General features: G+C 61.4%; 31 protein-coding genes and 1 tRNA gene. 13 read left to right on the forward strand and 19 right to left on the reverse strand.

Annotated features, from left to right (window positions below; genetic code table 11):
• Positions 1-115: 115 nt before the first annotated feature.
• On the reverse strand, positions 116-1,126 hold the full coding sequence (locus J2X19_RS22250) for a porin (RefSeq protein WP_310376622.1): 1,011 nt from the start codon (positions 1,124-1,126) through the stop codon (positions 116-118).
• A gap of 231 nt (positions 1,127-1,357) precedes the next feature.
• On the opposite strand from J2X19_RS22250, the gene J2X19_RS22255 reads away from it, so the two are divergent.
• The 3 genes from J2X19_RS22255 (at position 1,358) to dgcN (ending at position 3,649) form a co-directional block, all read left to right on the forward strand.
• On the forward strand, positions 1,358-1,783 hold the full coding sequence (locus J2X19_RS22255) for an Lrp/AsnC family transcriptional regulator (protein ID WP_092760290.1): 426 nt from the start codon (positions 1,358-1,360) through the stop codon (positions 1,781-1,783).
• Between the two features lie 8 nt (positions 1,784-1,791).
• Positions 1,792-2,256, forward strand: a complete 465-nt coding sequence (locus J2X19_RS22260; RefSeq protein ID WP_092760288.1) for an Lrp/AsnC ligand binding domain-containing protein — start codon at positions 1,792-1,794, stop codon at positions 2,254-2,256.
• An 88-nt stretch (positions 2,257-2,344) separates the two neighbouring features.
• Positions 2,345-3,649 (forward strand): diguanylate cyclase DgcN/YfiN, encoded by a 1,305-nt coding sequence (gene dgcN, locus J2X19_RS22265; RefSeq protein ID WP_310376623.1) that lies wholly within the window; start codon positions 2,345-2,347, stop codon positions 3,647-3,649.
• Here dgcN and J2X19_RS22270 read toward each other — a convergent pair.
• Positions 3,606-4,319: a YggS family pyridoxal phosphate-dependent enzyme gene (locus tag J2X19_RS22270; RefSeq protein ID WP_310376624.1), complete on the reverse strand. Its 714-nt coding sequence runs from the start codon at positions 4,317-4,319 to the stop codon at positions 3,606-3,608. The two genes, dgcN and J2X19_RS22270, sit on opposite strands and share 44 nt — an antisense overlap.
• A gap of 36 nt (positions 4,320-4,355) precedes the next feature.
• Here J2X19_RS22270 and J2X19_RS22275 point away from each other — a divergent pair, with 36 nt between their 5' ends.
• The 4 genes from J2X19_RS22275 (at position 4,356) to J2X19_RS22290 (ending at position 8,257) form a co-directional block, all read left to right on the forward strand.
• Positions 4,356-5,399, forward strand: coding sequence for a type IV pilus twitching motility protein PilT (locus tag J2X19_RS22275; protein ID WP_092760282.1), 1,044 nt, complete (start codon positions 4,356-4,358; stop codon positions 5,397-5,399).
• 25 nt (positions 5,400-5,424) lie between these two features.
• On the forward strand, positions 5,425-6,057 hold the full coding sequence (locus J2X19_RS22280; RefSeq protein WP_310376625.1) for a cyclic nucleotide-binding domain-containing protein: 633 nt from the start codon (positions 5,425-5,427) through the stop codon (positions 6,055-6,057).
• A gap of 13 nt (positions 6,058-6,070) precedes the next feature.
• Entirely contained in the window at positions 6,071-7,207 is a 1,137-nt protein-coding gene (locus J2X19_RS22285; protein WP_116606732.1) for a PilT/PilU family type 4a pilus ATPase, read from the forward strand.
• Positions 7,208-7,342: 135 nt separating this feature from the next.
• Positions 7,343-8,257 carry an NAD(P)-dependent oxidoreductase gene (locus J2X19_RS22290; RefSeq protein WP_310376626.1) on the forward strand — a complete coding sequence of 305 codons (915 nt, stop codon included), beginning with the start codon at positions 7,343-7,345 and terminating at the stop codon, positions 8,255-8,257.
• A 64-nt stretch (positions 8,258-8,321) separates the two neighbouring features.
• On the opposite strand, the gene J2X19_RS22295 is transcribed toward J2X19_RS22290, so the two are convergent.
• From J2X19_RS22295 to J2X19_RS22305, 3 genes are read right to left on the reverse strand one after another with little or no spacing between them, the layout of a single operon-like run.
• Entirely contained in the window at positions 8,322-8,981 is a 660-nt protein-coding gene (locus J2X19_RS22295; RefSeq protein WP_310376627.1) for a BON domain-containing protein, read from the reverse strand.
• The gene (locus tag J2X19_RS22300; RefSeq protein WP_116606729.1) at positions 8,978-9,577 is read right to left on the reverse strand and encodes a phosphoheptose isomerase; all 600 of its coding nucleotides are present in this window, start codon (positions 9,575-9,577) and stop codon (positions 8,978-8,980) included. The genes J2X19_RS22295 and J2X19_RS22300 overlap by 4 nt, the downstream gene beginning before the upstream one ends.
• 48 nt (positions 9,578-9,625) lie before the next feature.
• On the reverse strand, positions 9,626-10,015 hold the full coding sequence (locus tag J2X19_RS22305; RefSeq protein ID WP_310376628.1) for a YraN family protein: 390 nt from the start codon (positions 10,013-10,015) through the stop codon (positions 9,626-9,628).
• Here J2X19_RS22305 and rsmI point away from each other — a divergent pair.
• Positions 10,015-10,929 (forward strand): 16S rRNA (cytidine(1402)-2'-O)-methyltransferase, encoded by a 915-nt coding sequence (gene rsmI / locus J2X19_RS22310; RefSeq protein WP_310376629.1) that lies wholly within the window; start codon positions 10,015-10,017, stop codon positions 10,927-10,929. The genes J2X19_RS22305 and rsmI overlap by 1 nt on opposite strands.
• A gap of 55 nt (positions 10,930-10,984) precedes the next feature.
• On the opposite strand, the gene J2X19_RS22315 is transcribed toward rsmI, so the two are convergent.
• Together J2X19_RS22315 and J2X19_RS22320 are read right to left on the reverse strand one after the other, a co-directional pair.
• Complete coding sequence (locus J2X19_RS22315) at positions 10,985-12,961, reverse strand: site-specific recombinase (protein ID WP_405048731.1); 1,977 nt, start codon at positions 12,959-12,961, stop codon at positions 10,985-10,987.
• Between the two features lie 37 nt (positions 12,962-12,998).
• Positions 12,999-13,074, reverse strand: a tRNA-Arg gene (locus J2X19_RS22320).
• Positions 13,075-13,205: 131 nt separating this feature from the next.
• On the opposite strand from J2X19_RS22320, the gene J2X19_RS22325 reads away from it, so the two are divergent.
• Positions 13,206-13,790, forward strand: coding sequence for a c-type cytochrome (locus J2X19_RS22325; RefSeq protein WP_310376631.1), 585 nt, complete (start codon positions 13,206-13,208; stop codon positions 13,788-13,790).
• 99 nt (positions 13,791-13,889) lie between these two features.
• Here J2X19_RS22325 and J2X19_RS22330 read toward each other — a convergent pair whose 3' ends face one another.
• Genes J2X19_RS22330 through J2X19_RS22340 form a run of 3 tightly spaced genes read right to left on the reverse strand, consistent with a single transcriptional unit; the run spans position 13,890 to position 15,940 of the window.
• A complete protein-coding gene (locus J2X19_RS22330; protein ID WP_310376632.1) occupies positions 13,890-14,438 on the reverse strand; it encodes a DUF2946 family protein in 549 nt (182 codons plus the stop codon).
• Between the two features lie 3 nt (positions 14,439-14,441).
• The gene (locus J2X19_RS22335; RefSeq protein ID WP_116606723.1) at positions 14,442-15,437 is read right to left on the reverse strand and encodes a YheT family hydrolase; all 996 of its coding nucleotides are present in this window, start codon (positions 15,435-15,437) and stop codon (positions 14,442-14,444) included.
• A gap of 53 nt (positions 15,438-15,490) precedes the next feature.
• Positions 15,491-15,940 carry a YybH family protein gene (locus J2X19_RS22340; RefSeq protein WP_116606722.1) on the reverse strand — a complete coding sequence of 150 codons (450 nt, stop codon included), beginning with the start codon at positions 15,938-15,940 and terminating at the stop codon, positions 15,491-15,493.
• A 116-nt stretch (positions 15,941-16,056) separates the two neighbouring features.
• On the opposite strand from J2X19_RS22340, the gene J2X19_RS22345 reads away from it, so the two are divergent.
• Genes J2X19_RS22345 through J2X19_RS22355 form a run of 3 tightly spaced genes read left to right on the forward strand, consistent with a single transcriptional unit; the run spans position 16,057 to position 18,053 of the window.
• Positions 16,057-16,641 (forward strand): LemA family protein, encoded by a 585-nt coding sequence (locus tag J2X19_RS22345; RefSeq protein ID WP_092760256.1) that lies wholly within the window; start codon positions 16,057-16,059, stop codon positions 16,639-16,641.
• 6 nt (positions 16,642-16,647) lie between these two features.
• Entirely contained in the window at positions 16,648-17,529 is an 882-nt protein-coding gene (locus tag J2X19_RS22350; protein ID WP_310376633.1) for a TPM domain-containing protein, read from the forward strand.
• A complete protein-coding gene (locus J2X19_RS22355; protein WP_310376634.1) occupies positions 17,529-18,053 on the forward strand; it encodes a TPM domain-containing protein in 525 nt (174 codons plus the stop codon). The genes J2X19_RS22350 and J2X19_RS22355 overlap by 1 nt, the downstream gene beginning before the upstream one ends.
• A gap of 66 nt (positions 18,054-18,119) precedes the next feature.
• Here J2X19_RS22355 and J2X19_RS22360 read toward each other — a convergent pair whose 3' ends face one another.
• The 9 genes from J2X19_RS22360 to J2X19_RS22400 all read right to left on the reverse strand — a co-directional run bounded on the left by J2X19_RS22360 (position 18,120) and on the right by J2X19_RS22400 (position 25,390).
• Positions 18,120-18,536: a F0F1 ATP synthase subunit epsilon gene (locus J2X19_RS22360; protein WP_092760250.1), complete on the reverse strand. Its 417-nt coding sequence runs from the start codon at positions 18,534-18,536 to the stop codon at positions 18,120-18,122.
• A gap of 68 nt (positions 18,537-18,604) precedes the next feature.
• Positions 18,605-20,032: a F0F1 ATP synthase subunit beta gene (atpD, locus tag J2X19_RS22365; RefSeq protein ID WP_092760248.1), complete on the reverse strand. Its 1,428-nt coding sequence runs from the start codon at positions 20,030-20,032 to the stop codon at positions 18,605-18,607.
• 60 nt (positions 20,033-20,092) lie between these two features.
• Positions 20,093-20,968, reverse strand: a complete 876-nt coding sequence (gene atpG, locus J2X19_RS22370) for a F0F1 ATP synthase subunit gamma (RefSeq protein ID WP_310376635.1) — start codon at positions 20,966-20,968, stop codon at positions 20,093-20,095.
• Positions 20,969-20,988: 20 nt separating this feature from the next.
• The gene (gene atpA, locus J2X19_RS22375; RefSeq protein WP_092760244.1) at positions 20,989-22,542 is read right to left on the reverse strand and encodes a F0F1 ATP synthase subunit alpha; all 1,554 of its coding nucleotides are present in this window, start codon (positions 22,540-22,542) and stop codon (positions 20,989-20,991) included.
• A 75-nt stretch (positions 22,543-22,617) separates the two neighbouring features.
• Positions 22,618-23,148, reverse strand: a complete 531-nt coding sequence (locus J2X19_RS22380; RefSeq protein ID WP_116606718.1) for a F0F1 ATP synthase subunit delta — start codon at positions 23,146-23,148, stop codon at positions 22,618-22,620.
• 14 nt (positions 23,149-23,162) lie between these two features.
• Positions 23,163-23,633 carry a F0F1 ATP synthase subunit B gene (locus tag J2X19_RS22385; protein WP_116606717.1) on the reverse strand — a complete coding sequence of 157 codons (471 nt, stop codon included), beginning with the start codon at positions 23,631-23,633 and terminating at the stop codon, positions 23,163-23,165.
• A 38-nt stretch (positions 23,634-23,671) separates the two neighbouring features.
• Positions 23,672-23,917 carry a F0F1 ATP synthase subunit C gene (gene atpE, locus J2X19_RS22390; RefSeq protein ID WP_058721792.1) on the reverse strand — a complete coding sequence of 82 codons (246 nt, stop codon included), beginning with the start codon at positions 23,915-23,917 and terminating at the stop codon, positions 23,672-23,674.
• Between the two features lie 63 nt (positions 23,918-23,980).
• A complete protein-coding gene (atpB, locus tag J2X19_RS22395; RefSeq protein ID WP_310376636.1) occupies positions 23,981-24,892 on the reverse strand; it encodes a F0F1 ATP synthase subunit A in 912 nt (303 codons plus the stop codon).
• A gap of 21 nt (positions 24,893-24,913) precedes the next feature.
• Positions 24,914-25,390 carry an ATP synthase subunit I gene (locus tag J2X19_RS22400; RefSeq protein ID WP_310376886.1) on the reverse strand — a complete coding sequence of 159 codons (477 nt, stop codon included), beginning with the start codon at positions 25,388-25,390 and terminating at the stop codon, positions 24,914-24,916.
• Between the two features lie 291 nt (positions 25,391-25,681).
• Between J2X19_RS22400 and J2X19_RS22405 the strand changes: the two genes are divergently transcribed.
• Positions 25,682-26,710, forward strand: a complete 1,029-nt coding sequence (locus J2X19_RS22405; RefSeq protein ID WP_310376637.1) for an MBL fold metallo-hydrolase — start codon at positions 25,682-25,684, stop codon at positions 26,708-26,710.
• The last annotated feature ends 14 nt before the right edge of the window (positions 26,711-26,724 follow it).

A 26,724-nucleotide genomic window follows, 5' to 3' on the forward strand; every position in this document is an offset into this window, starting at 1 on the left:
AACATTTCTGCCAAAACATCAGCCACCTCTGTGCAGACCAAAAAAAAGCCACCCGACATGCCGGGTGGCTTTTTTACGATTGCTAAATGCAAACCGGCATCACGCCGGCAGGCAATTAGAACGCGTGGCGGATGCCCACAGAGTACAGGTTGCCCTTTTCCTTAACCGAAGCTTGCTTGATTTCGGTCAAGTTGAAGCCGGTGTACACGGAAGTACGCTTGGACAGGCTGTACGAAGCGCCCAGTGCGAAACCGGTGCTCTTGCGATCTGCAACGCCAGCATTTTCAGCATTGGCACGGGCAAAACCGGTCGAAACAACCAGGCTTGCACCGACTGGAACGTCCACACCGATTTGAACGGTATTTTCTTTGTCGTCACCCAGATCGGTGTTCTTCACGTTGCGGTAGCTGGCCAACAGCTTAGCCACGCCGAGGTCGTAAGTGGCGTTGATCAAGTTGTGCTTGGTAGCAATGCCGGGCGTGACATTCTTTTTGTCATTTTGGTAAGCGTAACCAACATACAGCGGGCCGCCAGCATACTGCACATTAAAGGCGTATACGTTGCGAGCGTTGGTAGTAGCTGTCTTGTTCTCACCCAGAGCGTAGCTAACAGCACCGCTGAAACCACCAAGGTTAGGGGTCAGGTACTTGATTTGGTTCAGAGGATTCGAAACGTAGCCAGCTTGGATGTAAGCGGTAGGCGACAGGATGGAGTCGAACACTGCATTGGCCGTACCGTGGATATCATCCAGAGGGGTATAGGAGTTACCCAGTTGAACTTCACCGAAACCACCGGACAAACCAACATACGATTGGCGATTGAACAGGCCAGCAGCTTTGCCCGTGCCGGTATCAATGTTGAAACCGCTTTCCAGAACGAAATTAGCCTTCAGGCCACCGCCCAGATCTTCGGAGCCCTTGATACCCCAACGGCTGCCAGAAACACCGCCGCTTTCCAGCAGCGTCTCACGCAAACCCTTAGAAATTGTACCGGTCGCTGGATCGTAAGTGACTGGCTTGCTGGACTGCAAGTTGATGTCGGCAATACCGTACAAGGTAACGGAAGACTGGGCCATTGCGGCGCCGGTGGAGGCCAAAACAGCCAAAGCAATCAGACTTTTTTTCATGGGTTTCCTAACGGGGTTGAAAAATTGGTGTTCGAAGTTTGCCGCAAAAGATTCAGCAACTAGCGATAACCCTATAAAAACCTCTTCCATTGTTGTAATAACCACACAATATGACGGCTTCTTTACATCGTATCGATTTGCAACAACATTTTTGACCTTCAAACTACTAATTTATAGAACTTATTGCCAGCCAGTTGACACATAGGCAATCGCTCATACCAGAATGGAAACATGGACGCAATTGACCAACAACTGATATCGCTGCTGCGCAAGGACGCCAGAACCACGGTTGCAACCCTGGCGCAAAAGCTGGATGTTTCACGCGGTACGGTGACCAATCGCATCACCAAGCTGGAAGATGCGGGCGTGATCGTGGGCTATACGGTACGGCTCAGACCCGATGCACAACCCCAGGGCATCAGCGCCTGGATGTCGATTGCAGTGGCCGGTAACGCCACCCGCGCCGTGATCAGCAGCCTGCTGGGCGAGCCCGGTGTTGCAACCCTGCATGACACCAATGGCCGCTGGGATCTGCTGGCCGAATTGCGAGCCGCCAACCTGTCCGAGTTGTCCCAAGTGCTGGAGCGCATCCGCTTGGTGCAGGGCATCAGCAGCACCGAAACCAGCATCCACTTAGAAACCTACCGCCTGTCGTGAGCACCACTTTGCTTGACCTGGACCGCATCGACCTGAAGATCCTGGATTTTTTACAGGAGGATGGGCGCATATCCAATCTGAAGCTGGCCGAAAAGGTAGCGTTATCGCCTACTGCCGTATTGGCGCGGGTGCAAAGGCTGACCAAGGACGGCTACATACTGGGCTACGAGGCGCGGCTGAATCCGTTGCAGCTGGGCGCATCGATGATGGTGTTTGTCGAGGTGCTGCTGGACCGCACCACCCCCAATGTCTTCGATGCCTTCAAAGCCGCCGTGCAGGTACGGCCTGAAATCATGGAGTGCCATATGGTGGCGGGCGGGTTTGACTACCTGCTCAAGACCCGCATGGCGGATATGCTGGCCTACCGAGAATTTGCGGGCACGGTGCTGTGGCAGCTGCCGGGCGTGCGCGAAACCCGCACCTATGCGGTAATGGAAGAAGTCAAGAACTCCACCCGCCTGCGCTTGCTATGAAATCAGAAACCCTGCTGGGCATTCTGAGTCATGGCCGCTGGCCAACCGCAGCGGTACATCGGTCCATCCGCTGCGACGGCAACCGCCCATGAAAACCACGGCCCTGAACGCCCCTGACGAGCAGACCAGCCTGCTCGCCACACTCCAGCAAGCCCACTTCAGAGTGGCCATGCTGATGGTGCTGGCACTCGGGTTCGCCCTGACCTTGGCCGCATTGATGGCCCTGCGCGCATCGGCCCAACACAACCTGCAGCACGTGGCGCGCTCCATCGCCTATGCCACCGAAGCAGCTGCCGCATTCAAAGACACGACGGCCATACAGGAAGCACTGGGCCAAATCGCCAGCCAGGAGTCCCTGGCCCATGCCCACGTCCTAGATGCCAAGGGCGCGGTGCTCGGCCAGTACCAGCGCAACTCCAACAGCCTGCTCAATACCGTGGGGGACCGCATGGTCAGCCTGCTGCTCACGCAGCCAACCACCGCTGCCGTGGTGTTCCAGGGCAAGCAGATTGGCGAGGTGCGGCTGCGAGGCGATGGCTCCAGCTTCGTCTGGTTCTTGTTCTCCGGCTTGGCCGGCATGCTGGTATGCCTGGCCTTGGGTGGCCTGGCCATGCGGCAGCTATCACGCCGCGTCCGACGCGACATCATGCAGCCGTTGCAAGCGCTGATCGCCCTCACCCATGCGGCCCGCCAGGAGCGGTCGACGCAGAGCCGCGCACCCGCGTCGAAAATTACCGAGTTGCACCAACTGGGCGAAGGCTTCAATGCGCTGCTGGAAGAAATCGAAGCCCATCAGACCCCACTCCACCAGGAAAGCCTGTCGCAAACGCATCTGGCCAACCATGACAGCCTGACCGGCCTGCCGAACCGCGCCTACTTTCGCCGCCGCCTGACGCGCGTACTGCAAGAGAACCAAACCGAGGGCCGTGGACTGGCAGTGCTGTACCTCGACCACGACCATTTCAAATCCGTCAACGACCGGTACGGGCACGCCACGGGCGACGCGCTGCTGGCAGAAGTGGCCAAACGGGTACGCGCCCAGATCCGCGATAACGACGTAGTAGCCCGCCTGGGTGGCGACGAGTTCGCGGTTTTGCTGACACCGCTGCCCAACGTTGAGGATGCAACACGCATTTCCGACAAGATCATTGCCAGCATGTCCGAGCCATTGCCGCAGCGCCCCGCAGACCGTATCGTGCCATCGCTAAGCATCGGTATTGCAATCTACCCTGTCCATGGCCAAACCGCAGAGCAGCTCTTGCGTGCAGCCGACAGCGCGATGTACCGCAGCAAAACCCAACAACGCGGCCGGCACCTTATTTCCAACACAGAGGTCGACACCTCAGACCTCAGGGAATCTCTGCAATACCGGCAACCCGGCCGCCAAAAATAGCCGTACCTACCCGCACCATGCTGCTGCCAGCCGCCACGGCCGCCTCCAAGTCAGCGGTCATGCCCATGGACAAAGTATCGAATTGCGCAGCCCCCGGCAGGCTGGCGGCCATCGCATCAAACAAGGCTTTGGCCTGCCGCAGCGCCACCAGCTGACCCTCGTAATCGCTGACAGGCTCAGGAATCACCATCAGGCCACGCAAACACAAGCGCGGCAGCTCCGCAACCTGGGCTGCCAGGGCTAGAGCTTCATCGGGGTGGATGCCCGACTTGGTCAACCCGCCGTCCACATTGGCCTGCAGACACACTTGCAACGGCGGCAAATGCGCGGGGCGCTGGTCGCTGAGCCGCTGGGCAATCTTCAGCCGGTCAATCGTATGCACCCAGTCAAAATGCTCGGCGACCAGCCGGCTTTTGTTGCTCTGGATCGGGCCTATGCAATGCCACTCCAAGGGCAGATCCCGCAAAGCGGTAATTTTGTCGACCGCCTCCTGGATATAGTTTTCACCAAACCGAGCTTGCCCGGCCGCAAAGGCCTCGCGCACCGCCTCGGGGCCCCAGGTTTTGGAAACCGCCAGCAAAGTCACACTATCGACGGGGCGGGACACCTGCGCGCAGGCTGTAGCGATACGTGCACGAACGCCTTGGAGATTGTTACTAATGGTAGTCATAATCAAACCCACAGCGTACCAAACATCGAGGGATCCGTGGACATCACCCAACTGCTCGCGTTCAGCGTAAAGAACAAGGCTTCGGACTTGCATTTGTCGGCCGGGCTACCGCCCATGATCCGGGTGCATGGCGATGTACGGCGCATCAACGTCGATCCGCTGGACCACAAAACCGTGCACGCCATGGTCTACGACATCATGAGCGACAGCCAGCGCAAACACTACGAAGAGTTTCTGGAAGTCGATTTCTCGTTCGAGATCGAAGGCCTGGCGCGCTTCCGGGTCAACGCCTTCAACCACGCCCGGGGTGCGGGCGCCGTGCTGCGGACCATTCCCTCCAAGATCCTGACGCTAGAGCAGCTCAATGCGCCCAAGATCTTTGGTGATCTGGCCCTCAAGCCGCGCGGCATGGTGCTGGTCACCGGGCCGACCGGCTCGGGCAAGTCGACCACGTTGGCGGCCATGGTGAACCACCTTAACGAAACCGAATACGGCCATGTGCTGACGGTCGAAGACCCCATCGAGTTCGTCCACGAATCCAAGAAGTGCCTGGTCAACCAGCGCGAAGTCGGCCCGCATACCCTGAGCTTTGCAGCCGCCCTGCGCTCGGCCCTGCGCGAAGATCCTGACGCGATTCTGGTGGGCGAAATGCGCGATCTGGAAACCATCCGCTTGGCCATGACGGCGGCGGAAACCGGGCATCTGGTGTTCGGCACCCTGCACACCTCCAGCGCCGCCAAGACCATAGACCGGATCATCGACGTGTTCCCGGCTGAAGAGAAAGAAATGGTCCGCGCCATGCTGTCCGAATCACTGCAGGCCGTAATCTCGCAAACCCTGTGCAAAACCAAGGACGGCCAGGGCCGGGTGGCGGCACACGAAATCATGCTGGGCACCAGCGCGATCCGCAACCTGATCCGCGAAGCCAAGGTGGCGCAGATGTACTCCACCATCCAGACCGGCAACAGCGTCGGCATGCAAACCCTGGACCAGAATCTGACCGACCTGGTGCGCCGCAATATCATCAGCCCTGCAGAAGCCCGGGGCAAAGCCAAAATTCCTGAGAATTTCCCAGGTTGACCATGACAGACCACTGGAGCACCCCATGAAGGGTATTCTCGACTTTCTACTCGCCAAATCGGGCCCGAAGCCGGAGTCCGCCATGCCCGACTCGGTGCTCTTCACCACGGCCTTCAACGGCCAGAATGTGGACCCGTCGATGCTGGTGCCCTGGGACGCCCGCGCGGTCGAGGTCGGCGCCAAGCGGCTTCCCTCCGGCAACAGCGTGAAACTGCTGCAAACCCTGTGGGCCAAGGACAAGAACATGGCGCAGCTGGATGCGGCGTCCATAGAACGCATGGAGCGCTTCTTCCAGTTTGCCCTGGTGCCGGGCGGACGCGACATCATCCGCCAGGGCGAATACGGCAACTTCATGGTGGTGCTGCTCAAAGGCACGATCGCGGTGGACCGCCTGCAGCCCTGGGGCGAGCACCTGCGGCTGGCCGAAACCAAGCCCGGCGACATCCTGGGCGAAATGTCCTTGCTCGACAGCGGTATCCGCTTCTCGGCCTGCACCACGCTGGACGACTGCGAAATCGCCGCGCTCAGCGCCGAATCGATGGACGACATGATGAACACCGACCCCCGGCTGGCGGCCAGTCTGATCGCCTTACTCGCACGTAAACTGTCTCTCAGGCTGCGCGCCATCAGCGCCCGCTTCAGCGACCGTCCCAACTAGCAGGGCCCATACGATGGAACGCGACCAAGCCAGCAAGTTCATCAACGATCTCCTGAAGTTGATGGTCAGCCGCAACGGCAGTGATTTGTTTATTACCTCCGAATTCCCACCCGGCATCAAGGTGGACGGGCGCCTGACCAAGGTATCGCCCCAGCCGCTGAGCGCCGCCCACACACTGGCGCTGGCCCGCGCGGTGATGAACGACAAGCAGGCGGCCGAATTCGAGCGCACCAAGGAATGCAATTTTGCGATCGCACCCGCCGGCATCGGCCGCTTCCGCGTCAATGCCTTCGTGCAGCAAGGCAAGGTCGGCATGGTGCTGCGGGTGATCCCGGTGGCCATCCCCACCATCGACGGCCTGGCTTTGCCGCAAGTGCTGAAAGACGTGGTGATGACCGCCCGCGGCCTGTGCATACTGGTCGGCGGTACCGGCTGCGGCAAGTCGACCACCCTGGCGGCCATGGTCGACTGGCGCAACGACAACTCGTTTGGCCACATCATCACCATCGAGGACCCGGTCGAGTTCGTGCACGCCCACAAGAACTGCGTGGTGACCCAGCGCGAAGTCGGCCTGGACACCGATAGCTGGGACAACGCGCTGAAGAACTCGCTGCGCCAGGCGCCCGACGTGATCCTGATGGGCGAAATCCGCGACCGCACAACCATGGAGCACGCGATCGCGTTCTCCGAAACCGGTCACCTATGCCTGGCCACGCTGCACGCCAACAATGCCAACCAGGCGCTGGACCGGATTCTCAACTTCTTCCCCGAAGAGCGGCGTCCGCAGCTGCTGATGGACTTGTCGCTGAATCTGCGCTCCATCGTGTCGCAGCGCCTGATTCCGCGGCAGGACGGCAAGGGCCGCGCCGCTGCGATCGAGATCATGCTGAACACCCCGCTGATCTCCGACCTGGTGTTCAAGGGCGAGGTCTCCGAGATCAAGGAGATCATGAAGAAGAGCCGCAACCTGGGCATGCAGACCTTCGACCAGGCGCTGTTCGACGCGTACGAAAACCAGCTGATCAGCTACGAAGATGCGCTGCGCAACGCCGACTCCCTCAACGACCTGCGGCTGCAGATCAAGCTCAACAGTCAGCGCGCCAAAACCCAGGATCTGGCGGCGGGCACCGAGCATTTCGCTATAGTTTGACTCACCCCCAGGCTCCACACTACGTGTTTCCGCCAACCCCCTTGCAGGGGGCAACACCAGCAGCCTGGCAAAGCCAGCTCTGCGGTGTTTCTGGAAGGCCGGCGTTCTGTCTTTTAGTTCCATCCTTTGATTGATATGTCTAGCACCAACCCCAAAACCTACGCTCCCGTCCCTTCCAAAAAAGTCGCCTTCCTCGGCCTGGGCGTCATGGGCTATCCCATGGCTGCGCACCTGGCGCTGGCAGGGCACCAGGTCACGGTGTACAACCGCACCACTGCAAAATCCATAGCGTGGTGCGCAGAGTATGTAAGCACCAACGCCCCAAAACATGCTGAAACGCCACGCCTGGCGGCCATCGGCGCCGACATCGTGTTCTGCTGCGTTGGCAACGACGACGATCTGCGCTCGGTCACGCTGGGGGCCGATGGCGCCTTTGCTGGCATGGCGCCGGGTGCCATCTTTGTCGACCACACCACGGCCTCGGCCCAGATCGCCCGCGAACTCGACAGCGCCGCCCGTACCCTCGGCCTGCGCTTCATCGATGCGCCGGTTTCCGGTGGCCAGGCAGGTGCGCAAAACGGCATGCTGACCGTGATGTGCGGCGGCGACCAGGCGGCATTTGATGCCATCGCCCCCACCGCCATGGCGTTCTCGCGCGCCTGCACCCGGGTCGGCGACAGCGGTGCCGGCCAACTGGCCAAGATGGTCAACCAGATCTGCATCGCCGGCCTGGTGCAAGGCCTGAGCGAAGCCGTAGCCTTTGGCCAGCACGCGGGGCTCGACATGCTGCAGGTGCTGGAAGTCATAGGCAAGGGCGCGGCCCAGAGCTGGCAGCTGGACAACCGCGGCAAGACCATGGTGGCCGGCCAGTTCGAGTTCGGCTTTGCTGTGGACTGGATGCGCAAGGACCTGGGCCTGGTGCTCGACGAAGCCAAGCGCAACGGCTCGCGGCTACCGGTCACCGCCCTGGTGGACCAGTTCTACGCCGACGTCCAGCAAATGGGTGGCCAGCGCTGGGATACGTCCAGCCTGATCAAGCGCTTGAAATAAGCCTCCCCTTGCCCGTGGCGGGCAGGGGGTGCAACGCCTACCGCCTGGCGGCGGCAGCGCGCACTTAATTAGCGGCTGGCGTAGGGGTCGCCGAGGTCACAGGCGCGGGCTTGGGGGTCAGGCCCTGCAGCTCTTCTTCGGTCAGGATGTCGAACACCCGCACCACTTTTTGCACACCGCTGACACTGCGCGCCAGGTCGGTGGCGCGGTTGGCTTCGCGCTGCGAAACACGGCCCATGAGGTAGACCGTGCCGCGCTCCGTGATGACCTTCATGGTGTTGGATTGCACATCGCGCGCGTCCACCAGCGTGGCCTTGACCTTGCCGGTGATCAGCGTGTCAGACGAGCGCTGCGACAGCGACGACGCGCCCAATACCGCTACTTCGTTGACGACAGAGCGCACGTTCTCCACCCTCAGCACCAGGTCTTGCAGCTTCGCCTGGTCGGCAGCATTCGGCACCTCACCGGTCAACAGCACCTGGCGGTTGTAGCTGGTCACGTTGACATGGGCGCGCTCACCCAGGGCCTGGTTGATACGGTTATTGGCGCGCAGCTCAATGCCTTCGTCTTCCAGCTGGGCGCCCGAGGTGCGCCGGTCGGTCGCCACCAGGGCGCCACCCACGGCAGCCCCGCCCATCACCAGGGGAATGCACCCGGAGATGCTGGTAGCCAGAACCACCGCCGTGGTGGCGGTCAAGAGAAAACGCTGCATGGTGACTTTCATTGGGGCGACTCCAGGTCGCCCAGTAGTTGGGAGTCCACGCCGTCGCACAAGCAGTGCAGTACCAGCAAATGGACTTCTTGGATGCGCGCCGTACGGTCGTGCGGCACGCAGATATGCACATCGGTTTCGCGCAAGGCGGCGCCCATCTTGCCGCCGCCCTTGCCGGTCAGCGCCACCACGGTCATCTCGCGCTCGTGGGCGGCTTCGATCGCCAGCAGCACGTTCTTCGAGTTGCCGCTGGTGGTGATGGCCAGCAGCACATCGCCGGGCTGGCCTAAAGCGCGCACTTGCTTGGCAAAGATCACGTCGAAGTTGTAGTCGTTGCCGATGGCGGTGATGATGGAGCTGTCGGTGGTCAGCGCAATCGCACCCAGCTCGGGCCGCTCGCGCTCGAAGCGGCCCACGAACTCGGCCGCGAAATGCTGGGCATCGGCGGCCGAACCGCCATTGCCACAGGCCAGCACCTTGCCGCCGCTGGTGACACTGGCCAGCATGGCCTGGATGCCCGCGGCGATGGGTTTGCTGAGCGGCTGCGCCGACTGGTACTTCAAGTCGGCGCTGTCAATGAAATGTTGCTGAATGCGTTGTTCAATCATGGTGCGGAATGATACCTGTGCTGTATGAGCCGGTTTGTAAACGAAAGTTCAGCCCGCGTCGAAGGCGGCGCGCAGCCACTCTATGCCCGCGTACTCGATCAGCACCACGTCGAACCGGCAGGGCGGCGGAGTGTGCAGGCGCAGCAGATAGCTGCGGGCGGCGAACACGATGCGTTTTTGCTTGGCGGCGCTGATGCTGGCTGCCGCCCCGCCAAACGCCGCGCTGGCCCGCTGGCGTACCTCGACAAACACCACGGTGCCGTCCGGTTCGCGCATCACCAGGTCGATTTCGCCGCCGCCGCGCCCAGGCGTCCGATAATTGCGCTCCAGCAGACGCAGGCCCTGGGCCTGCAGATGCGCCAGCGCCCGGTCTTCGGCCGCGTCACCGGCTTGCTTGGTGGTCGGCCTGGCCAGACCCATCTTTTTGAGGAATCCCATTGAGCGCTTCTTTCGCCTCCGCCTTGAGTGCCGCGCACGAGGCCGCAGCTTCGCAGCATTATCCGGCTGGCACGCTGTACATCGTGGCCACGCCGATCGGCAATTTGTGCGACATCAGCCTGCGCGCCCTGCATGTGCTGGGCCTGGTGGACGCGATTGCCTGCGAGGACACCCGCCACACCCAGGCCTTGCTGCGCGCTTACGGCATCGACAAGCCCAACGCCCAGCTGCTGGCCGTGCACCAGCACAACGAGTCCGAAGCCGCGCAGAACGTGGTGCGCCGGCTGCAGCAGGGCGAGCGCATCGCCTATGCCAGCGACGCCGGCACGCCGGCCATCAGCGACCCCGGCGCGCGGGTGGTGGCAGCTGCGCGGGCCGTCGGCATCCCGGTGGTGCCGCTGCCCGGCGCCAGCAGCATCACCGCCGCGCTGAGTGCCGCCGGCATCGTGCAGGACACGGGCTTTGTGTTCACCGGCTTTCTGCCCAGCAAGGCCACCGAGCGCGATACCGCGGCCCAGCGCCTGTTGGCCGAGCCGCGCGCCGTGGTACTGCTGGAAGCCCCGCACCGCATCGAAGCCCTGGCGCGCAGCCTGGCCTGCCTGGGCGAGCGCCCGGTGACGGTGGCGCGCGAGCTGACCAAGCAGTTTGAAGAAATCGCCACCGTGCCGGCCCAGCAGCTCAGCGCCTGGCTGGCCGCCCAGTCCTCGCGCACACGGGGTGAATTTGTGGTGGTGCTGCACCCTGCCCCACCGGCCGAAGCACCGGCGCAGGACCTGCGGGTGCTGAAGCTGCTGCTGGCCGCATTGCCGCTGAAAACCGCGGTGCAGCTGTGTGCCGACATCACCGGCCAGCCGCGCAAGGTCTTGTACAGCGCCGCGCTGGCCCTGAAGCCCGAGTCCACCGAAGACTCCTGAATTGATAGCTGCTGGCGCAGGTACTGCCTGCGCTACAGCCTCATTTCTTATAAATTTACTTGCGCGGCCAAAGAAAGCTTAACGGCTGGCGGCGCAGACGCTGCAACACGGCCGAACGCAGCCGCTGGCGGTCCAGCCCGCTGACACTGTGCGCGCCCAAGGCCAGCTGCAGCGCCAGGTAGAAGCTGACCGTCAGGTTCAGCAAGCCGATCAGTGGGATCGCGCCCACGCACCACCAGAAGATCGGCATCTTCCACACCGGCAGGCCGTAGGCCGCGGCAGCGGCGGCCAGCTGGCCGGTGGACAAGGTGACGTGGCGCGCTTCCAGCCCCAGGCCGACAAAGGCCAGCACCGGCGGCAGCAAGCCGAGCATCAGGCCCAGCGAGATATTCGAGGCAAAACCCGAAATGTGTTCGCGCATGAAATGCGCCCAGCGGTCGGCCCGCGCCGCGCCCAGCACCCGGGTGATGCGCGGGTTGTAGCGCAGCGCCGAGTCCAGACGGTGCAGCACAAACCAGTTCTCCACCGCGCCGGCGATCAGGCTGGCGGTGAACAGCAGAACGCCGGTAAAGGCGGCGAACAGCAAAGTGCTGGGGTTCAGCAGGCTCAGGGTCTGGAACACATGCTCGGCATCGACCCGGCTGATCATCGGCTTGCCGCTGGCCCACAGCATGGCGGCACTGATCAGCAGCACGCAGGGTGTGACCATGCCGACGTTGCCGATCACCGCAGCCACCTGGGAACGCACCAAATGCGTCACCTCGTCGACAAAATCTTCAATCGCGTTGCTGGTTTTCAGGTCCTTCAGCTTGGCGGCCATGGCGGGCGCAGTCATGGCCGGCTGCTTGGTGGCCAGGGTCCAGTGCATCAGCTGGATCATCACAAAGCTGGCCGCATACATCACGCCCGACAACATGCCGGCCCAGAAGGCCGTCATACCCATCGCGGTGATCAGAAACTTCAGCAGCGTGGTCAGCGAGGTGGCAGCGCCGCCGCCCGCCGCCTTGGCCAGCATGCCGCGGTACTCGGCACGGTCGCGGGTGATGTAGTGCTCGCCGGTTTCGGCGCTGCGCTCGGTTACCTTGGCGGCCAGCATGGACGCATTGGCGCGCACCAGCGAACGCAGACTGCGCCGCTCCTGCCCGGCCTCGGTCAGCCGCGACACCAGGCGCGCAGCACTGGCCTCGGGCGTGCTGGACAGCAGGCAGTCCATCAGGTCGCGCACGCGCAGCAGGCGTTCGCGCAGCTGGCGCAGGATGAACACCAGGTTGACCGAAATCCCGTGGTCGTTCAAATGCGGGTAGACGCTGGCCGCGGCCTGGCGGCACAGCTCCAGGCGTTCACGCAGGCGCTGGGCCGCCGCCTCCAGCTCGGGCAGCTCACGGGGCGTGGCGATGAAAGCCAGGCGCAGGGCTTCCACGTCGGCCGGCAGGTTGTTGAAGGGCTCGGCTTGTCGGGCCGCCACGCTCATGCGCAGGCGCAGCTCGGACGCCACCCCGGTCGCCAGAATCTGGCTGGCGCAGAACGTGATGGCCTGCAGCAGCTCGTCCTGCCACAGCGTGACGCCGGGCGTGCGCGAAGGCGATGACAGCAGGTTGCCGATGCGCTGCAGGCTGACTTCGTCCAGTACCGACAGCCAGGCCGCGTCCTCGGCCGACGTGAAGGCCAGGTTGAACAGCTCGCCCGCATCGGTGGTCTCGGGGGTGCCCGGCAGGATTTTGCAGCGCACCCGGTCGACAAACTCGCTGAAGAAAGCGGTACGCGGAGAAAAGCCGTGGTCCGACAGCACCATGGTGCTGTCCACGGTTTCGGCCAGTATCCGCCACCATTGGCGCAGGCGTACCTGCAGTTCGGGGCGGGACTGCACCGCTTCCAGAAAGCGCTGGACCCGGGCAACCGAGTCTTCCGGCGACAGCCTGTCGCCACGTATCCAGTCCAGCAAACCGATAAGCCACAGATGGCGCTGCGCCAGTGGCGCGTCGGCATCCAGTGCGTCTAAAAGCGAGGGAAGGGAATGTGTGGTCAATGCGATGGGTGTTCTCTAGGGTTTTTGCCTATTCTAGAGAAGATGGTGCGGCTGGCGGGGATCGAACCCACGACCCTTGGCTTCGGAGGCCAATACTCTATCCACTGAGCTACAGCCGCAACGCCAGCGATTGTAGCCGCTGGCCGGCGGTCCCCATTTCTACGCAGAAAGTGGCTTCCCATGGGGCTTGCCAAGGGGTGACGGTTATACTCGCGGGCTAATTAAAGCCCCCCGAATTTTTGAGGACACCATGAGCGCCAATCCCCATGATCATGCGGCCGAAGAAGCCCATACTGGCCCGATAAAAAACCCCAAGCAGCTGCTCGTCGCGGTGTTTTTCTCGTTTGTGGTGCCGATCTTCATCATCATCGGCCTGGTGTACTACGTCGTCTCCGACGCCAAGCCGGCCGGCACCAACTCCGCCGACACCATGGTGCTGGGCGGTATGACCGCAGAATCGCAAAGCCAGGCGGTCGCCGCCCGCATCCAGAAGGTGGGCGTGGTGGAAATCCGCGATGCCAACCGCGAACTCAAATCCGGCGAAGAAGTCTTCAAGGCCCAGTGCACCACCTGCCACACCGCAGGCGTGGCCGGCGCCCCCAAGTTTGGCGAAGCCAGCGCCTGGGCGGCCCGCATTGCCACCGGCTACGAGGCTTTGCTGCACTCCGCGCTCAAGGGCAAGGGCGCCATGGGTGCCCAGGGTGGTGGCGACTTTGAAGATACCGAAATCGCCCGCGCCGTGGTCTACATGGCGAATGCCGGTGGCGCCAAGTTCCCGGTGCCGCAAAAGCCCGTGGCCGCAGCACCCGCCGACGCGGCATCGGCGCCCCAGTAAGCACTCAGGCCCGCGAGGCCGTTCTAAAAAAGGCCGGCATCACCGGCCTTTTTTTATGACCCAATCGCCTTCTAGCGCTTACCAAACCTGCGCAAGAAGCTATTTTTTATGTAGCAACTGCGGGCTGAGCACGTAGCCGAACCGGCTCTCCAGCGTGGCAGCGTCGACGGGCTGCGGCACCCACAGGCCCTGCTCCACGGCTTCGGCGGCATAGGCCATGTCTAGGGTGTGCACCAGGCCGAAACCGAGGTTGGTTTCCAGGTACAGATGGCCGAATTCGTCCAGCACGCAGCGCTGCACCCGGGCCGCCTGCCCGGTATGGGCGCTAACGGCAAAGTCGCTCTGCACGCGCCAGACATAGGGCGCGATCTCCAGCTCCACATAGACCCGCTGCGGCCCGTTCTGGAAGAACCAGCAGCCGCGGGCATCGCTCTCGTAATTGCGCTGGATGAAGTCGATCAGCTTCTCGTGCTTGAGCAGCGAGCCCCGGCTCTGCGGCGTGCCGCCGGCGGACGCGGCAAACGGCCCGGCCGCCTGCGCCGGGTCGTCGCGCATATACCAGCCGCCGCGCGCATCCAGGCCCAACCAGCCGTAGCAGTCGGGCACATTCGGCCATTTGGCGATGGCTTGTTTGACGATGTCATCCATACGTTACTTCACCGATTGCAGCAGCCAGCCGCCGACGGCATCCGGCATGCTGCGCACATGGCCGGGCAGCGGCCCCTGCGGAAAGCCTACATGGCCGCCATGCGCAGGCTGCCACAGTGTGACCTGGCTGCCCACCTCGTCCTGCCGCGGCAGGCTCCAGGCCGGCACGAACGGGTCGTTGCGCGCATGGACCACCAGGGTCGGAATACGGATCTGCGCCAGATGCGGTTTGGCCGAGGCCCGGGCCCAATAGTCCTCGGTGCTGGAGAAGCCATGCAGCGGGGCGGTGAACACATTGTCGAACTCGTACAAATCCCGCGCAGCCAGCAGTGCTTCACGGCTGAACAGGCCGGGGTGCTGCTCTAGCTTGCGCAGCGCCTTGGGCTTCATGCTGCGAAGGAACATGCGGGTGTAGATCTGCCGGTTCATGCCGCGGCCGATAGCCCAGCCGGCAGCGGCCAGGTCAGTGGGCGCACACACGGCGGCGATCGCCCGCACCATCTGGCGCGCCTGGTCGCCCATTTCCTCGGCCCAGCGCAGCAAGGCGTTGCCGCCCAGCGAGATGCCCACCGCCAGCACCTTGCCGCGGTGCCAGGACTTGAGGCGCTTGAGGATCCAGCCGACCTCTTCAAAGTCGCCCGAATGGTAGGCCCGCGGCGCCAGGTTCAGCTCGCCGCTGCAGCCGCGAAAATGCGGCACCACAAAGCCCATGCCATGGGCGCGCGCAAAGTCGGCAAAGGCCTCGGAATAATGGCTGCCGGATGAACCCTCCAGCCCATGGAACAGCACCAGCAGGGGCCGGTCGGTATCGCTGGCTGCCGGGTCGGGCACCATGGCGGCGGCATCGCAGAAGTCGATGTCGATGAAATCCAGATCGGGGGTGATCCAGCGCTCGCGCCGGAAGTGCGGCTTGGGGCCGAACACGCGGCGCGAATACAGGGCCGGCCAAATGGTTTGCGCCTGCCCACCGGGCAACCACCAGGGCGCTACATAATTCATAGCTTATTGTGCTTTCAGCATATGCGCCAGAGGCTTATTTTTATAAAACCAGGTCAGTGCAATAAAGTCGATGCAGGGCTCTGCTCCAGCATGTCTCGTCCCGTGCCCGGGCTCGCGTGGTGGGCCACCATGCGCCAGCCTTGGGCGGTCTTGTGGTACACGTTGGTGGCGACGGCAAAGGCCTCGCGCGGGCCGTCGGCCGTCATCACCTCGATGCGCTCGACCAGGTTATGCACGGCGCTGCCCAGGGCCTCGACCTTGCGCACATGCTCGGGCCAGGCGCGGATGCGGCCCTGGCTGAACATCGCGTCAAACCCCGCCCGGACCGCCGCCACCCCGACCATGCGCGCACCACCCGGATGCACGCAGACGACATCGTCCTCGTCGGCCCAGCAGGCCATGAGTTTGTCGATATCGCCATTTTGTAAGGCATCGTAAAAAGCGGCTTCGGTGTCGTCGGCGCTGCCACCCACGGTGGCCGCTTGGAGTTTGGCTTTGGGCATGGCGTGCAAGGCATTGAGGGTGCTTTGATTTTGCCCTGCTTTGGCGGGCACTCCAGGCATCTGTGCTAAGGTGAAACGCGTATGGGCCAGACGCCCGGACTTACCTAGGAACCCTTATGAAACGCTGGTTACCCGCTCTTTTGCTTGCATTGGCGCTCAGCGGCTGCGGCTACAACGACTTTCAACGGTTGGACGAGCAAAGCAAGGCCGCCTGGAGCGAGGTGCTGAACCAGTACCAGCGCCGCGCCGACCTGGTACCGAACATCGTGGCCACGGTGAAGGGCGAAGCCGCCTTCGAGCAAGACACCCTGACCAAGGTGGTCGAGGCTCGCGCCAAGGCCACGGCCATCCAGGTCACGCCCGAAACCCTGAACAACCCCGAGGCCTTCGCCAAGTTCCAGGCCGCCCAGGGCGAGCTGGGCAGCGCCCTGAGCCGGCTGATGGTGACGGTGGAGAAGTATCCCGACCTGAAGGCCAACAAGGGCTTCAGCGACCTGCGCGTGCAGCTTGAGGGCACAGAGAACCGCATCACCGTGGCGCGCAACCGCTTCATCGGCACCGTGCAGGAGTACAACGTGCTGGCGCGCAGCTTCCCCAGCAACCTGACGGCCAAGGTATTTGGCTACCAGCCCAAGCCCAGCTTCACGGTGCAGAACGAAGCCACCATCAGTGCCCCGCCGGTAGTGGACTTCAAGAAGTAAAACTCCATGCTGCTGCGCCTGTGTGTTGCGTGTTGGCTGACCCTGTTAACCCTGGTCAGCCACGGCCAAAGCGTGCTGCCCGTACCGGCGCTGACAGGCCACGTGATCGACACCACGGCGACCCTCAGCGCAGCGCAGCAACAGTCGCTGGAAGCCAAGCTGGCTGCATTCGAGGCCAGCGCCGGTGCGCAGGTGGTTGTGCTGCTGGTGCCGACCACCCAGCCCGAGGACATCGCCAGCTACGCCAACCGGGTCGGCAACGCCTGGAAGATTGGCCGCAAGGACGTGGGCGATGGGCTGATCCTGCTGGTCGCCAAGAACGACCGCAAGCTGCGCATCGAAGTCGCCAAGACGCTGGAAGGCGCGGTCCCCGACCTGGCGGCCAAGAACATCATGGACGAAGCCATCACGCCGCGCTTCAAGCAAGGCGACTTTGCCGGCGGCCTGGATGCGGGTGTGGAGCAGATCATGGCGCGCATCAAGGGCGAGGCGCTGCCCGCGCCCAGCGCCCCACCCACGGGCGGCAGCGGCAGCGACAACTTTGATTGGACCGAGCTGCTGGTGTTTGCGGTGTTTGCCCTGCCCATAGGTGCGGCGATGGCGCGCAGCGTGTTCGGCCCCAAGTTCGGCTCGCTGGTGGCCGGCGCGGCGGTTGCTGGCCTGGCCTGGTTCGTCACCACCAGCCTGTTGATCGCCGGCGTGGCCGGGGTCGCAGCCTTGCTGTTTACCCTGGTATCGCGCTTCACCCCGAGCTCCCTGGGGCGCGGCTCCAGCTGGGGTGGATCGGGTGGCGGCTTTGGCTCTAGTGGACGGAGCGGCGGTGGCGGCGGCTTCAGCTCGGGTGGTGGCGGTAATTTTGGCGGCGGTGGCGCCTCGGGGAACTGGTAATGGCGCTCTGGCACACCGTGTTACGGATTCTGCGACACAGCAGCCTGGGCGCTGCCGATGTGCGCCGCGCCGTTCCGCCGGACCTGCTGGAGCGTCTGGGCCACAGGGTTAGCGCCAGCGAGCAAAGGCATACCGGTGAAATCCGCATCTACATCGAAGCCGGCCTACCGCTCAGCTACCTGTGGCGCAAGGCCGCTGTACGCGAGCGCGCCGTCATGCTGTTTGGCAAACTAGGGGTCTGGGACACCGAGCACAACAACGGCGTGCTGATCTACCTGCTGTTGGCCGAACGGTCCATCGAACTGGTAGCCGACCGCGGCCTGAACCAACGCATCTCCACGCAGGAATGGCAGGCCATGGTCGAGCACCTGGGCACCGCCTTGCATGCGGGGCGTTACGAGGAAGGCCTGACCCAGGCACTGGAAGAAGTATCGGCGGCGCTGGTACAGCATTTCCCGTTGCAGGCTGGCCTGCTGCGACGCAATGAGCTGCCGGACCTGCCGCTGCTGGACTCCGCCGGCTAAGGTCCGGTTATTTGCCCCAAAGAAAAAGCCGCTCAAAAGCGGCTTTTTCGTGTGCGCGGACAGCGATCAGCGGTTGCGGCGGAATTTGCGCAGGGCCGAAATCTGGGCGGCCATGATGGCCAGCTCGGATTGGGCTTTGGCAATATCCAGTTCGCCTTTGGCATTGCGCAGAGCTTCTTCGGCAGCCGCCTTGGCAGCATTGGCCTTTTCTTCGTCCAGGTCCTTGCCGCGGATCGCCGTGTCAGACAACACGGTCACGCAGTTCGGCTGGATTTCCAGCACGCCACCAGCGACGAAGATGAACTCTTCGGTGCCGTCGGCCTTTTCGATGCGCACCGAACCCGGCTTGATACGGGTGATCAAGGGGGTATGGCGCGGATAAATGCCCAGTTCGCCAGATTCACCGGGCAAAGCCACGAAGCGGGCTTCGCCGGAGAAAATGGATTCTTCGGCACTGACAACATTCACGTGAATGGTCGACATACGTTTCCTTTGGGGTCCAGCGTGGTGAAAAAAGCTAAGGCGCAGGCAGGGCCTGCGCTGTCAGGTGGTTAAACCTTCTTAGCCTTTTCGATGGCTTCGTCGATGGAGCCGACCATGTAGAACGCTTGTTCTGGCATGTGGTCGCATTCGCCGTTGACGATCATCTTGAAACCACGGATGGTTTCCGACAATGGCACGTACTTGCCGGGCGAACCGGTAAACACTTCGGCCACGTGGAAGGGCTGGCTCAGGAAACGCTGGATCTTGCGCGCACGGGCCACGGCCAGCTTGTCTTCAGGAGCCAAGTCGTCCATACCCATGATGGCGATGATGTCGCGCAGTTCGCGGTAGCGCTGCAGCGTGCCTTGCACGGCACGGGCCGTGTTGTAGTGGTCTTCGCCGACCACCAGCGGGTCCAGCTGGCGGCTGGTGGAGTCCAGTGGATCGACCGCAGGGTAGATACCCAGCGAAGCGATGTCACGGCTCAACACCACGGTGGAGTCCAAGTGGGCGAAGGTCGTTGCAGGCGATGGATCGGTCAAGTCATCCGCTGGCACGTACACGGCCTGGATGGAAGTGATCGAGCCCACCTTGGTCGAGGTAATACGCTCTTGCAGACGGCCCATTTCCTCGGCCAGGGTAGGCTGGTAGCCCACGGCGGAAGGCATACGGCCCAGCAGTGCGGACACTTCGGTACCGGCCAGGGTGTAGCGGTAGATGTTGTCCACGAAGAACAGCACGTCGCGGCCTTCGTCACGGAAGGATTCCGCAATGGTCAGACCGGTCAAAGCCACGCGCAGACGGTTGCCTGGGGGTTCGTTCATCTGACCGTAGACCATGGCCACTTTGGACTCAGGCAGGTTCTCGAGGTTCACCACGCCGGAATCGGCCATCTCGTGGTAGAAGTCGTTCCCTTCACGGGTACGCTCACCCACACCGGCGAACACGGACAAACCGCTGTGCGCCTTGGCGATGTTGTTGATCAACTCCATCATGTTCACGGTCTTGCCCACACCGGCACCACCGAACAGACCGACCTTACCGCCCTTGGCGAACGGGCAGATCAAGTCAATCACCTTGATGCCGGTTTCCAGCAATTCTTGCGAAGGGCTGAGTTCGTCGTAAGCCGGAGCCTTGCGGTGGATGGTGGCAGTCAGTTCCTGGCTCACCGGACCACGTTCGTCGATGGGCGCGCCCAACACGTCCATGATGCGGCCCAGGGTAGCCTTGCCCACAGGCACGGTGATACCGGCGCCGGTGTTATAGACCACCAAACCGCGACGCAGGCCGTCGGAAGAACCCAGCGCGATCGTACGGACAATGCCGTCACCCAGCTGCTGTTGCACTTCCAAGGTCAGCGCGGAGCCTTCCATTTTCAGTGCATCGTAAATGCGGGGCATATGGTTGCGCGGGAACTCCACGTCCACCACGGCGCCAATACACTGAACAATTTTCCCCTCGACGCGGGAGGTCACTTCTGCATTTTCTTGAGCCATGTTTGCTCCAATAGATTGAATCTTTAAATCGAACGATGACAGACTGGAACGGGAAACGGCTTAAACAGCCGCAGCACCCGCCACAATTTCCGACAGCTCTTTGGTAATTGCAGCTTGGCGGGTCTTGTTGTAGACCAACTTCAACTCGGCAATCACGCTACCTGCGTTATCCGTTGCAGCCTTCATGGCCACCATGCGTGCTGCATGTTCCGAAGCCATGTTTTCAGCGACAGCCTGGTAGGCCAGCGCTTCGACATAACGCACCAAGAGGTCGTCAATCACCGACTGCGCATCCGGTTCGTAGATGTAGTCCCAAGCATGCGCACCCGCAGCCTTGGTTTCCGCCTGCATCTTGGCGGCCGACAAAGGCAGCAACTGCTCAATCACCGGCTCTTGGCGCATGGTGCTGACAAACTTGTTGTAGACCAGATGTACGGCACTGATTTCGCCTTTTTCGTAGGCGTCCAGCAATACCTTCAACGGTCCGATCAGCTTGTCCAGATGCGGCTTGTCGCCCAAATGGGTGACATGCGACACCACCTTGGCACCGATACGCGTCAGGAAGCCCAGGCCCTTGCCACCGATGGCCACAGCTTGAGCGTCATTGCCTGCAGCCTGCGACTCGCGCAGCTTGATGGTCAGGGCGCGAAATAGATTGGTGTTCAAACCACCGCACAAACCTTTATCGGTCGTGATGACCACAAAACCTTCGGCTTTGGCGCCGTTGGTTTGCATAAAGGCGTGCACGTACTCCGGATTCGCCTGACCCAGGTTTGCAGCGATGTCACGAATCTTCTCGCTGTACGGACGCGCTGCGCGCATCCGCTCCTGCGCTTTACGCATCTTGGAAACAGAGATCATCTCCATCGCCTTGGTGATCTTCTTGGTGTTTTCCACCGATTTGATCTTGCTGCGTAGTTCCTTGCCTGATGCCATGGGTGGCTCCTAGTTTGGAATTAAGCGAACGTCTTTTTGAACGCAGCCACAGCGGCGAGCAATTCAGCCTCGGCTTCCTTGTCCAGCGCCTTGGAGGCTTCGATCTTTGACAGCAAAGCAGCGTGCTTGTCCTTGAGGTAGGCGTGCAAGCCATGCTCAAACGACAATACCTTCTTGACCGCGATATCGTCCATGAAGCCCTTGTTCACTGCGAACAGCGTGGCGCCCATCAAGGAGATGGACAGCGGGCTGTACTGGGCTTGCTTGAGCAACTCGGTCACGCGGGCACCGCGGTCCAATTGCTTGCGGGTGGATTCGTCCAGATCAGAAGCAAACTGGGCGAAGGCCGCCAATTCACGGTACTGCGCCAAGTCGGTACGGATACCGCCGGACTGGCCCTTGATGATCTTGGTTTGCGCTGCGCTACCCACGCGAGACACCGAGATACCGGCGTTGATCGCAGGACGGATGCCGGCGTTGAACAACGAGGTTTCCAGGAAGATCTGGCCGTCGGTAATCGAGATCACGTTGGTCGGCACGAAGGCAGACACGTCACCGGCTTGCGTTTCAATGATGGGCAGAGCCGTCAAAGAACCGGTCTTGCCCTTGACTTCACCCTTGGTGAAGGCTTCAACGTAATCGGCGTTCACGCGGGCGGCACGTTCCAGCAAGCGGCTGTGCAGATAGAACACGTCGCCAGGGTAAGCTTCGCGGCCTGGTGGACGGCGCAGCAGCAAGGACACTTGGCGGTAAGCAACGGCTTGCTTGGACAAGTCGTCGTACACGATCAGGGCGTCTTGGCCGCGGTCGCGGAAGTATTCGCCCATGGTGCAGCCAGAGTAGGCGCTGACGTACTGCATGGCAGCCGATTCAGAAGCCGAAGCCGCCACCACGATGGTGTATTCCATTGCGCCAGCTTGTTCCAAAGCGCGCACTACGTTCTTGATCGACGAGGCCTTTTGGCCAATCGCGACGTAAACGCAGGACATGTTCTGTCCCTTTTGGTTGATGATGGCGTCGATCGCCACAGCGGTCTTACCCGTCTGGCGGTCGCCAATGATCAGCTCGCGCTGGCCACGGCCCACAGGCACCATGGAGTCAATCGACTTCAGGCCGGTTTGCATGGGCTGGTCCACCGATTTACGAGCGATCACGCCCGGTGCGACCTTTTCGATCACGTCGGTCAACTTGGCGTTGATCGGACCCTTGCCGTCGATAGGCTGGCCCAGGGCGTTCACCACGCGGCCGAGCAGCTCGGGGCCGACCGGCACTTCCAGAATACGACCCGTGCACTTCACGATGTCGCCTTCGGAGATGTGTTCGTATTCACCCAAGATCACGGAACCGACGGAGTCGCGTTCCAGATTCAGGGCCAGGCCGTAGGTGGGTTGCCCGTCGCTGCCGGCGGGGAATTCCAGCATTTCGCCCTGCATCACATCGGAGAGGCCGTGGATGCGGCAGATGCCGTCGGTCACGGACACTACGGTGCCTTGGTTGCGAATATCAACGCTGGCTGTCAAGCCTTCGATGCGGCTCTTGATCAGTTCAGAAATTTCTGCGGGATTGAGTTGCATGACTCTTTCCTTCTCTTTCTTTGGTTAGCAAACAACCGGAGCCACGGGCTCTGGCCGAAAACGCTGGCTGCGACCTTAGGCGGTCAGAGCCAATTTCATATGTTCCAGGCGGGCTTTGATCGAGGTATCCAAAACCTCGTCACCCACCACGACGCGAATTCCGCCAATCAACTCAGGCTGCAAAGCCACCGTGAGATTGAGCTTGCGTCCAAAACGCTTTTCCAGGGCTGACAGTACATTTGCCAGCGCAGCGGCGTCCATCTCGAAAGCACTGAAAACAGTGGCATCCGAAGAGCCGCTCCGCGCGTTTTTCAACGTGCGGAACTGTGTGGCGATCTCGGGCAGGGCGTTCAAACGTCCATTTTCAATAGCCATGCGCAAAAAGTTTTTTGCGGCATCGGGCAAGGCCGACTTGGCCACACCCGCGATCACGTCAAACACCTGGCCGACCTCTACCTTGGGGTTGTCGGCAAACTGCAGCAACTGGGGGTTGGCAGCAATTGCAGCCAATTCATCCAGCCATACGGCAGTGCCATCCAAGTCAGAGGAAGTCGCCTTGAACAGCGCCTCGGCGTAGGGACGGGCAATGGTTGCTATTTCAGCCATGGTCGTTCTACTGCTCAGAGTTCAGTTTGGAGTCGGTTCAACAAGTCCGCATGGACACCGGCATTGACTTCCTTGCGGAGAATCTGCTCGGCACCCTTCACAGCCAATGCTGCCACTTGCTCACGCAGGGCTTCACGGGCTTTCACGGTTTGCTGCTCGGCTTCGGCACGGGCTGCTGCCACGATCTTGTTGGCTTCTTCCACCGCGCGGGCTTTCGCCTCTTCGACGATGGCCTGGGCACGGCGATCGGCATCAGCCAAGCGCGACGCGGTCTCGGTGCGCGACTTGGCCAGTTCGTCTTCCACACGCTTGTTGGCGTTGGTCAACTCAGACTTGGCTTTATCGGCGGCAGCAAGGCCGTCAGAGATTTTCTGCGCCCGCTCGTCCAATGCTTTGGTGATCGGAGGCCACACGAATTTCATCGTGAACCACACCAGGATCGCAAAGACAACGGCCTGCAGAAACAGGGTTGAATTAATGTTCACGGCTTAATTCCTTTCGGTCGTGAAAGGGATGCCAACAATTAAATTGCGAAAGGCTTGGCGAAAGCGAACAGCAGGGCGATAGCCACACCGATCAGGAAAGCCGCGTCGATCAGACCGGCCAAGATGAACATCTTGGTTTGCAGTTCGTTCATCAGTTCAGGCTGGCGTGCCGACGATTCGAGGAACTTGCCGCCCATCAAAGCGATACCGATGGAGGCACCCAGGGCGCCCAAGCCAACGATCAAACCACAAGCCAGAGCGACGAGACCGAGAATGTTTTCCATGATTGTTCCTAAAAAGTACAGGTAAAAGAAAAAAGAAAAGCGAAAACGAACCTTAACGCGGTGTTAATGCGCTTCGTGAGACTGGCCCACGTAAATCAGCGTCAACATCATGAAGATGAAGGCCTGCAAGGTGATCACCAGGATGTGGAAGATGCTCCACGCCGCACCGGCAATCACATGCCCAACACCTAGCCAGAACATGCCCTCAGCGGGGTTGAACTGCCAGGCCCACGTGCCGCCCATCAAGGCGATCAACATGAAAACCAATTCACCAGCAAACATATTGCCGAACAAACGCATGCCGTGAGAAACCGTCTTTGCCAGGTACTCAATCAGCTGCATCAGGAAGTTGATCGGATACAAAAACCAGTGGTCGCCAAAAGGTGCAGCAACCAACTCATGCGCCCAGCCGCCCAAGCCCTTGATCTTGATGTTGTACACCAGGCAGACAAACAGCACGCTGACCGACAAACCCAGGGTGGTCGACAGATCGGCGGTAGGGACCACACGCATGTAGGCATGGTGCGGGTCACCGCCGGTGGATGCATAGAAATGCTCCCACACCTTAGGCAAGATATCGACCGGCAGCATGTCCATGCCGTTCATCAAGAAGATCCAGACAAACACGGTCAAAGCCAGCGGAGCGACTAGCTTGCGGCTCTTGGCATTGTGGATCACGCCCTTGGCCTGGCTATCGACCATTTCGGTCAAAATTTCGACTGCTGCCTGGAAGCGGCCAGGAACACCTGACGTGGCTTTGCGCGCAGCACGCCACAGAAAGAAGCAGCCCACAATGCCCAAAATCACCGAGTACAAAACGGAATCGAGATTAAAGAGGCTGAAATCCACAATGCTGGTTTGCTTGACGCTCTCGAACGAGAAGTCTTTTTGCAAATGTTGCAAATGGTGGACGATGTAATCGCCCGCCTTCGGACCCGTTGTAGCAGCGTGTTCAGCAGCGTTTTCAGTCGACATATTTGAAATCCATCAATCCTGTTAAGCCGTACGTTGGCGCTTGGGGCGAAATAACAGCGCCACCCAAACCACCTTCATTGTCACTACGAAGCCAGCCAACAAGGCTAGCCAATTCAAACCAGAAACCAACCGTGGCGCCGCAAACAACATGGCGACCGTGACGGCGATCTTGACCAACTCCCACACAAAGAACCCCACCATCGCCGCGCCTGGCACGGTCCGTGCAAGTCTTCCTGTGACCCCTTGCGCAAACAAGGCTGCAGGCACCACGACCGACAGCACACCGTATGCAGCAGACCAACCGTTGGCCGCTTTACCGGTCAGCAGCCAGGCCGCCAATGCAACCACGCTACCCACCAAGGCCTGCCCCAGCAGTACCCACCACAAAGACAAGGGAGGATTCCGCTGTCGCCACAACTGCGCTTCTGCAGCAGTCAAGGGCTTGAAATCTGCGTCCTCTACCTTATCTTCATCACGGACATCAAAGTCTGGGACCATTTTCAACTTGTTTTATGACACCCGGGCGCGACTCTGAGCTATTTAGCAAAGCCTACTATTATACGTAGAAACCCCTTAAATTAGCCACCAAAATCTGCATGCGTTCCGTTGGATCGGGCTGCCAGCCTGGTTTTGCGGTGCGCGCCGCGTGCCGTAATGTAAAGCACGACGGCAGACTCTACCCCCAGTCGCTGCATGCGCACCCCAAAAATCGCCGCCCTATTCCGTATGCACACCGGCTGGAACGCGCTAGGACTGGCCCTCAGCCTCGCCGGTTGCCAAGCACCGACCTTGCCTTCCTCCCCCATGCAGCACCACACGCCAACCGGCTTCAAAAACAACTACACCGACGCCATTCCAGGCACTCTGTCCGACCTGCTGCGCTGGAAATCGAACGCCTGGCGCCACAACCTGCCGCCGCCACCACAGACGCCCACGCCCGTGGTCACCCCCGACCTGGCCGCCATCCACGCCAATGCGCGCGCCGGTGCGGCCATGCAGCCGGCCATCACCTGGATCGGCCACGCCAGCATGCTGGTGCAGGCCAGCGGGCTGAACGTGCTGACCGATCCGGTGTTCAGCGAACGCGCCTCGCCGGTGCAATTCATGGGGCCGCAACAGGCCCAGCCGCCGGGCGTGGCCATGGTCGATCTACCACCTATTGATGTGGTGGTGGTCTCGCACAACCACTATGACCATTTGGATACGAATGCAGTGCTGGCGCTGAACCAGCGTGCGCAAGGCGCTACGCTTTTTATAGTTCCCTTGGGTTTGAAAGCCTGGTTTGCCGACCAGGGCATCACCAACGTGGTGGAGCTCGACTGGTGGCAGCAGCACACGGTGCAGGGCGTGGAATTCCACCTCACGCCCGTGCAGCACTGGTCGGCCCGCGGCCTGGGCGACCGCTTCCAGACGCTGTGGGGCGGCTGGGCCGTTTTCGGTGCCGACTTCCACTGGTACTTCAGCGGAGACACTGGCTACAGCCAGGATTTCAAGGACACCCGCGCACATTTCAAAGACCGCAGCCCCGAGGGTTTTGACCTGGCTTTGATCGCCGTCGGCGCCTACGAGCCGCGTTGGTTCATGCAAAATCAGCATATCAATCCGGCCGAGGCGGTGCAGATCCACCGCGACCTGCATGCCCAGCGCAGCGTGGGCGTGCATTGGGGCACGTTCAACCTCACCGACGAGCCGCTCGACCAGTCGCCCAAAGACCTGGCCGCCGCCCGCCTGGACCAGGGCGTGGCGGAAGACGCGTTCTTTCTGCTCAAAATTGGCGAAACCCGGCGCCTGCCAGCCCGCGCCAGCAGTTCAAAATAAGGCCTCTACTCCCC

The organism is Rhodoferax ferrireducens (genome assembly GCF_031458075.1).
GTDB classification, from domain to species: Bacteria; Pseudomonadota; Gammaproteobacteria; order Burkholderiales; family Burkholderiaceae_C; genus Rhodoferax_B; species Rhodoferax_B ferrireducens_A.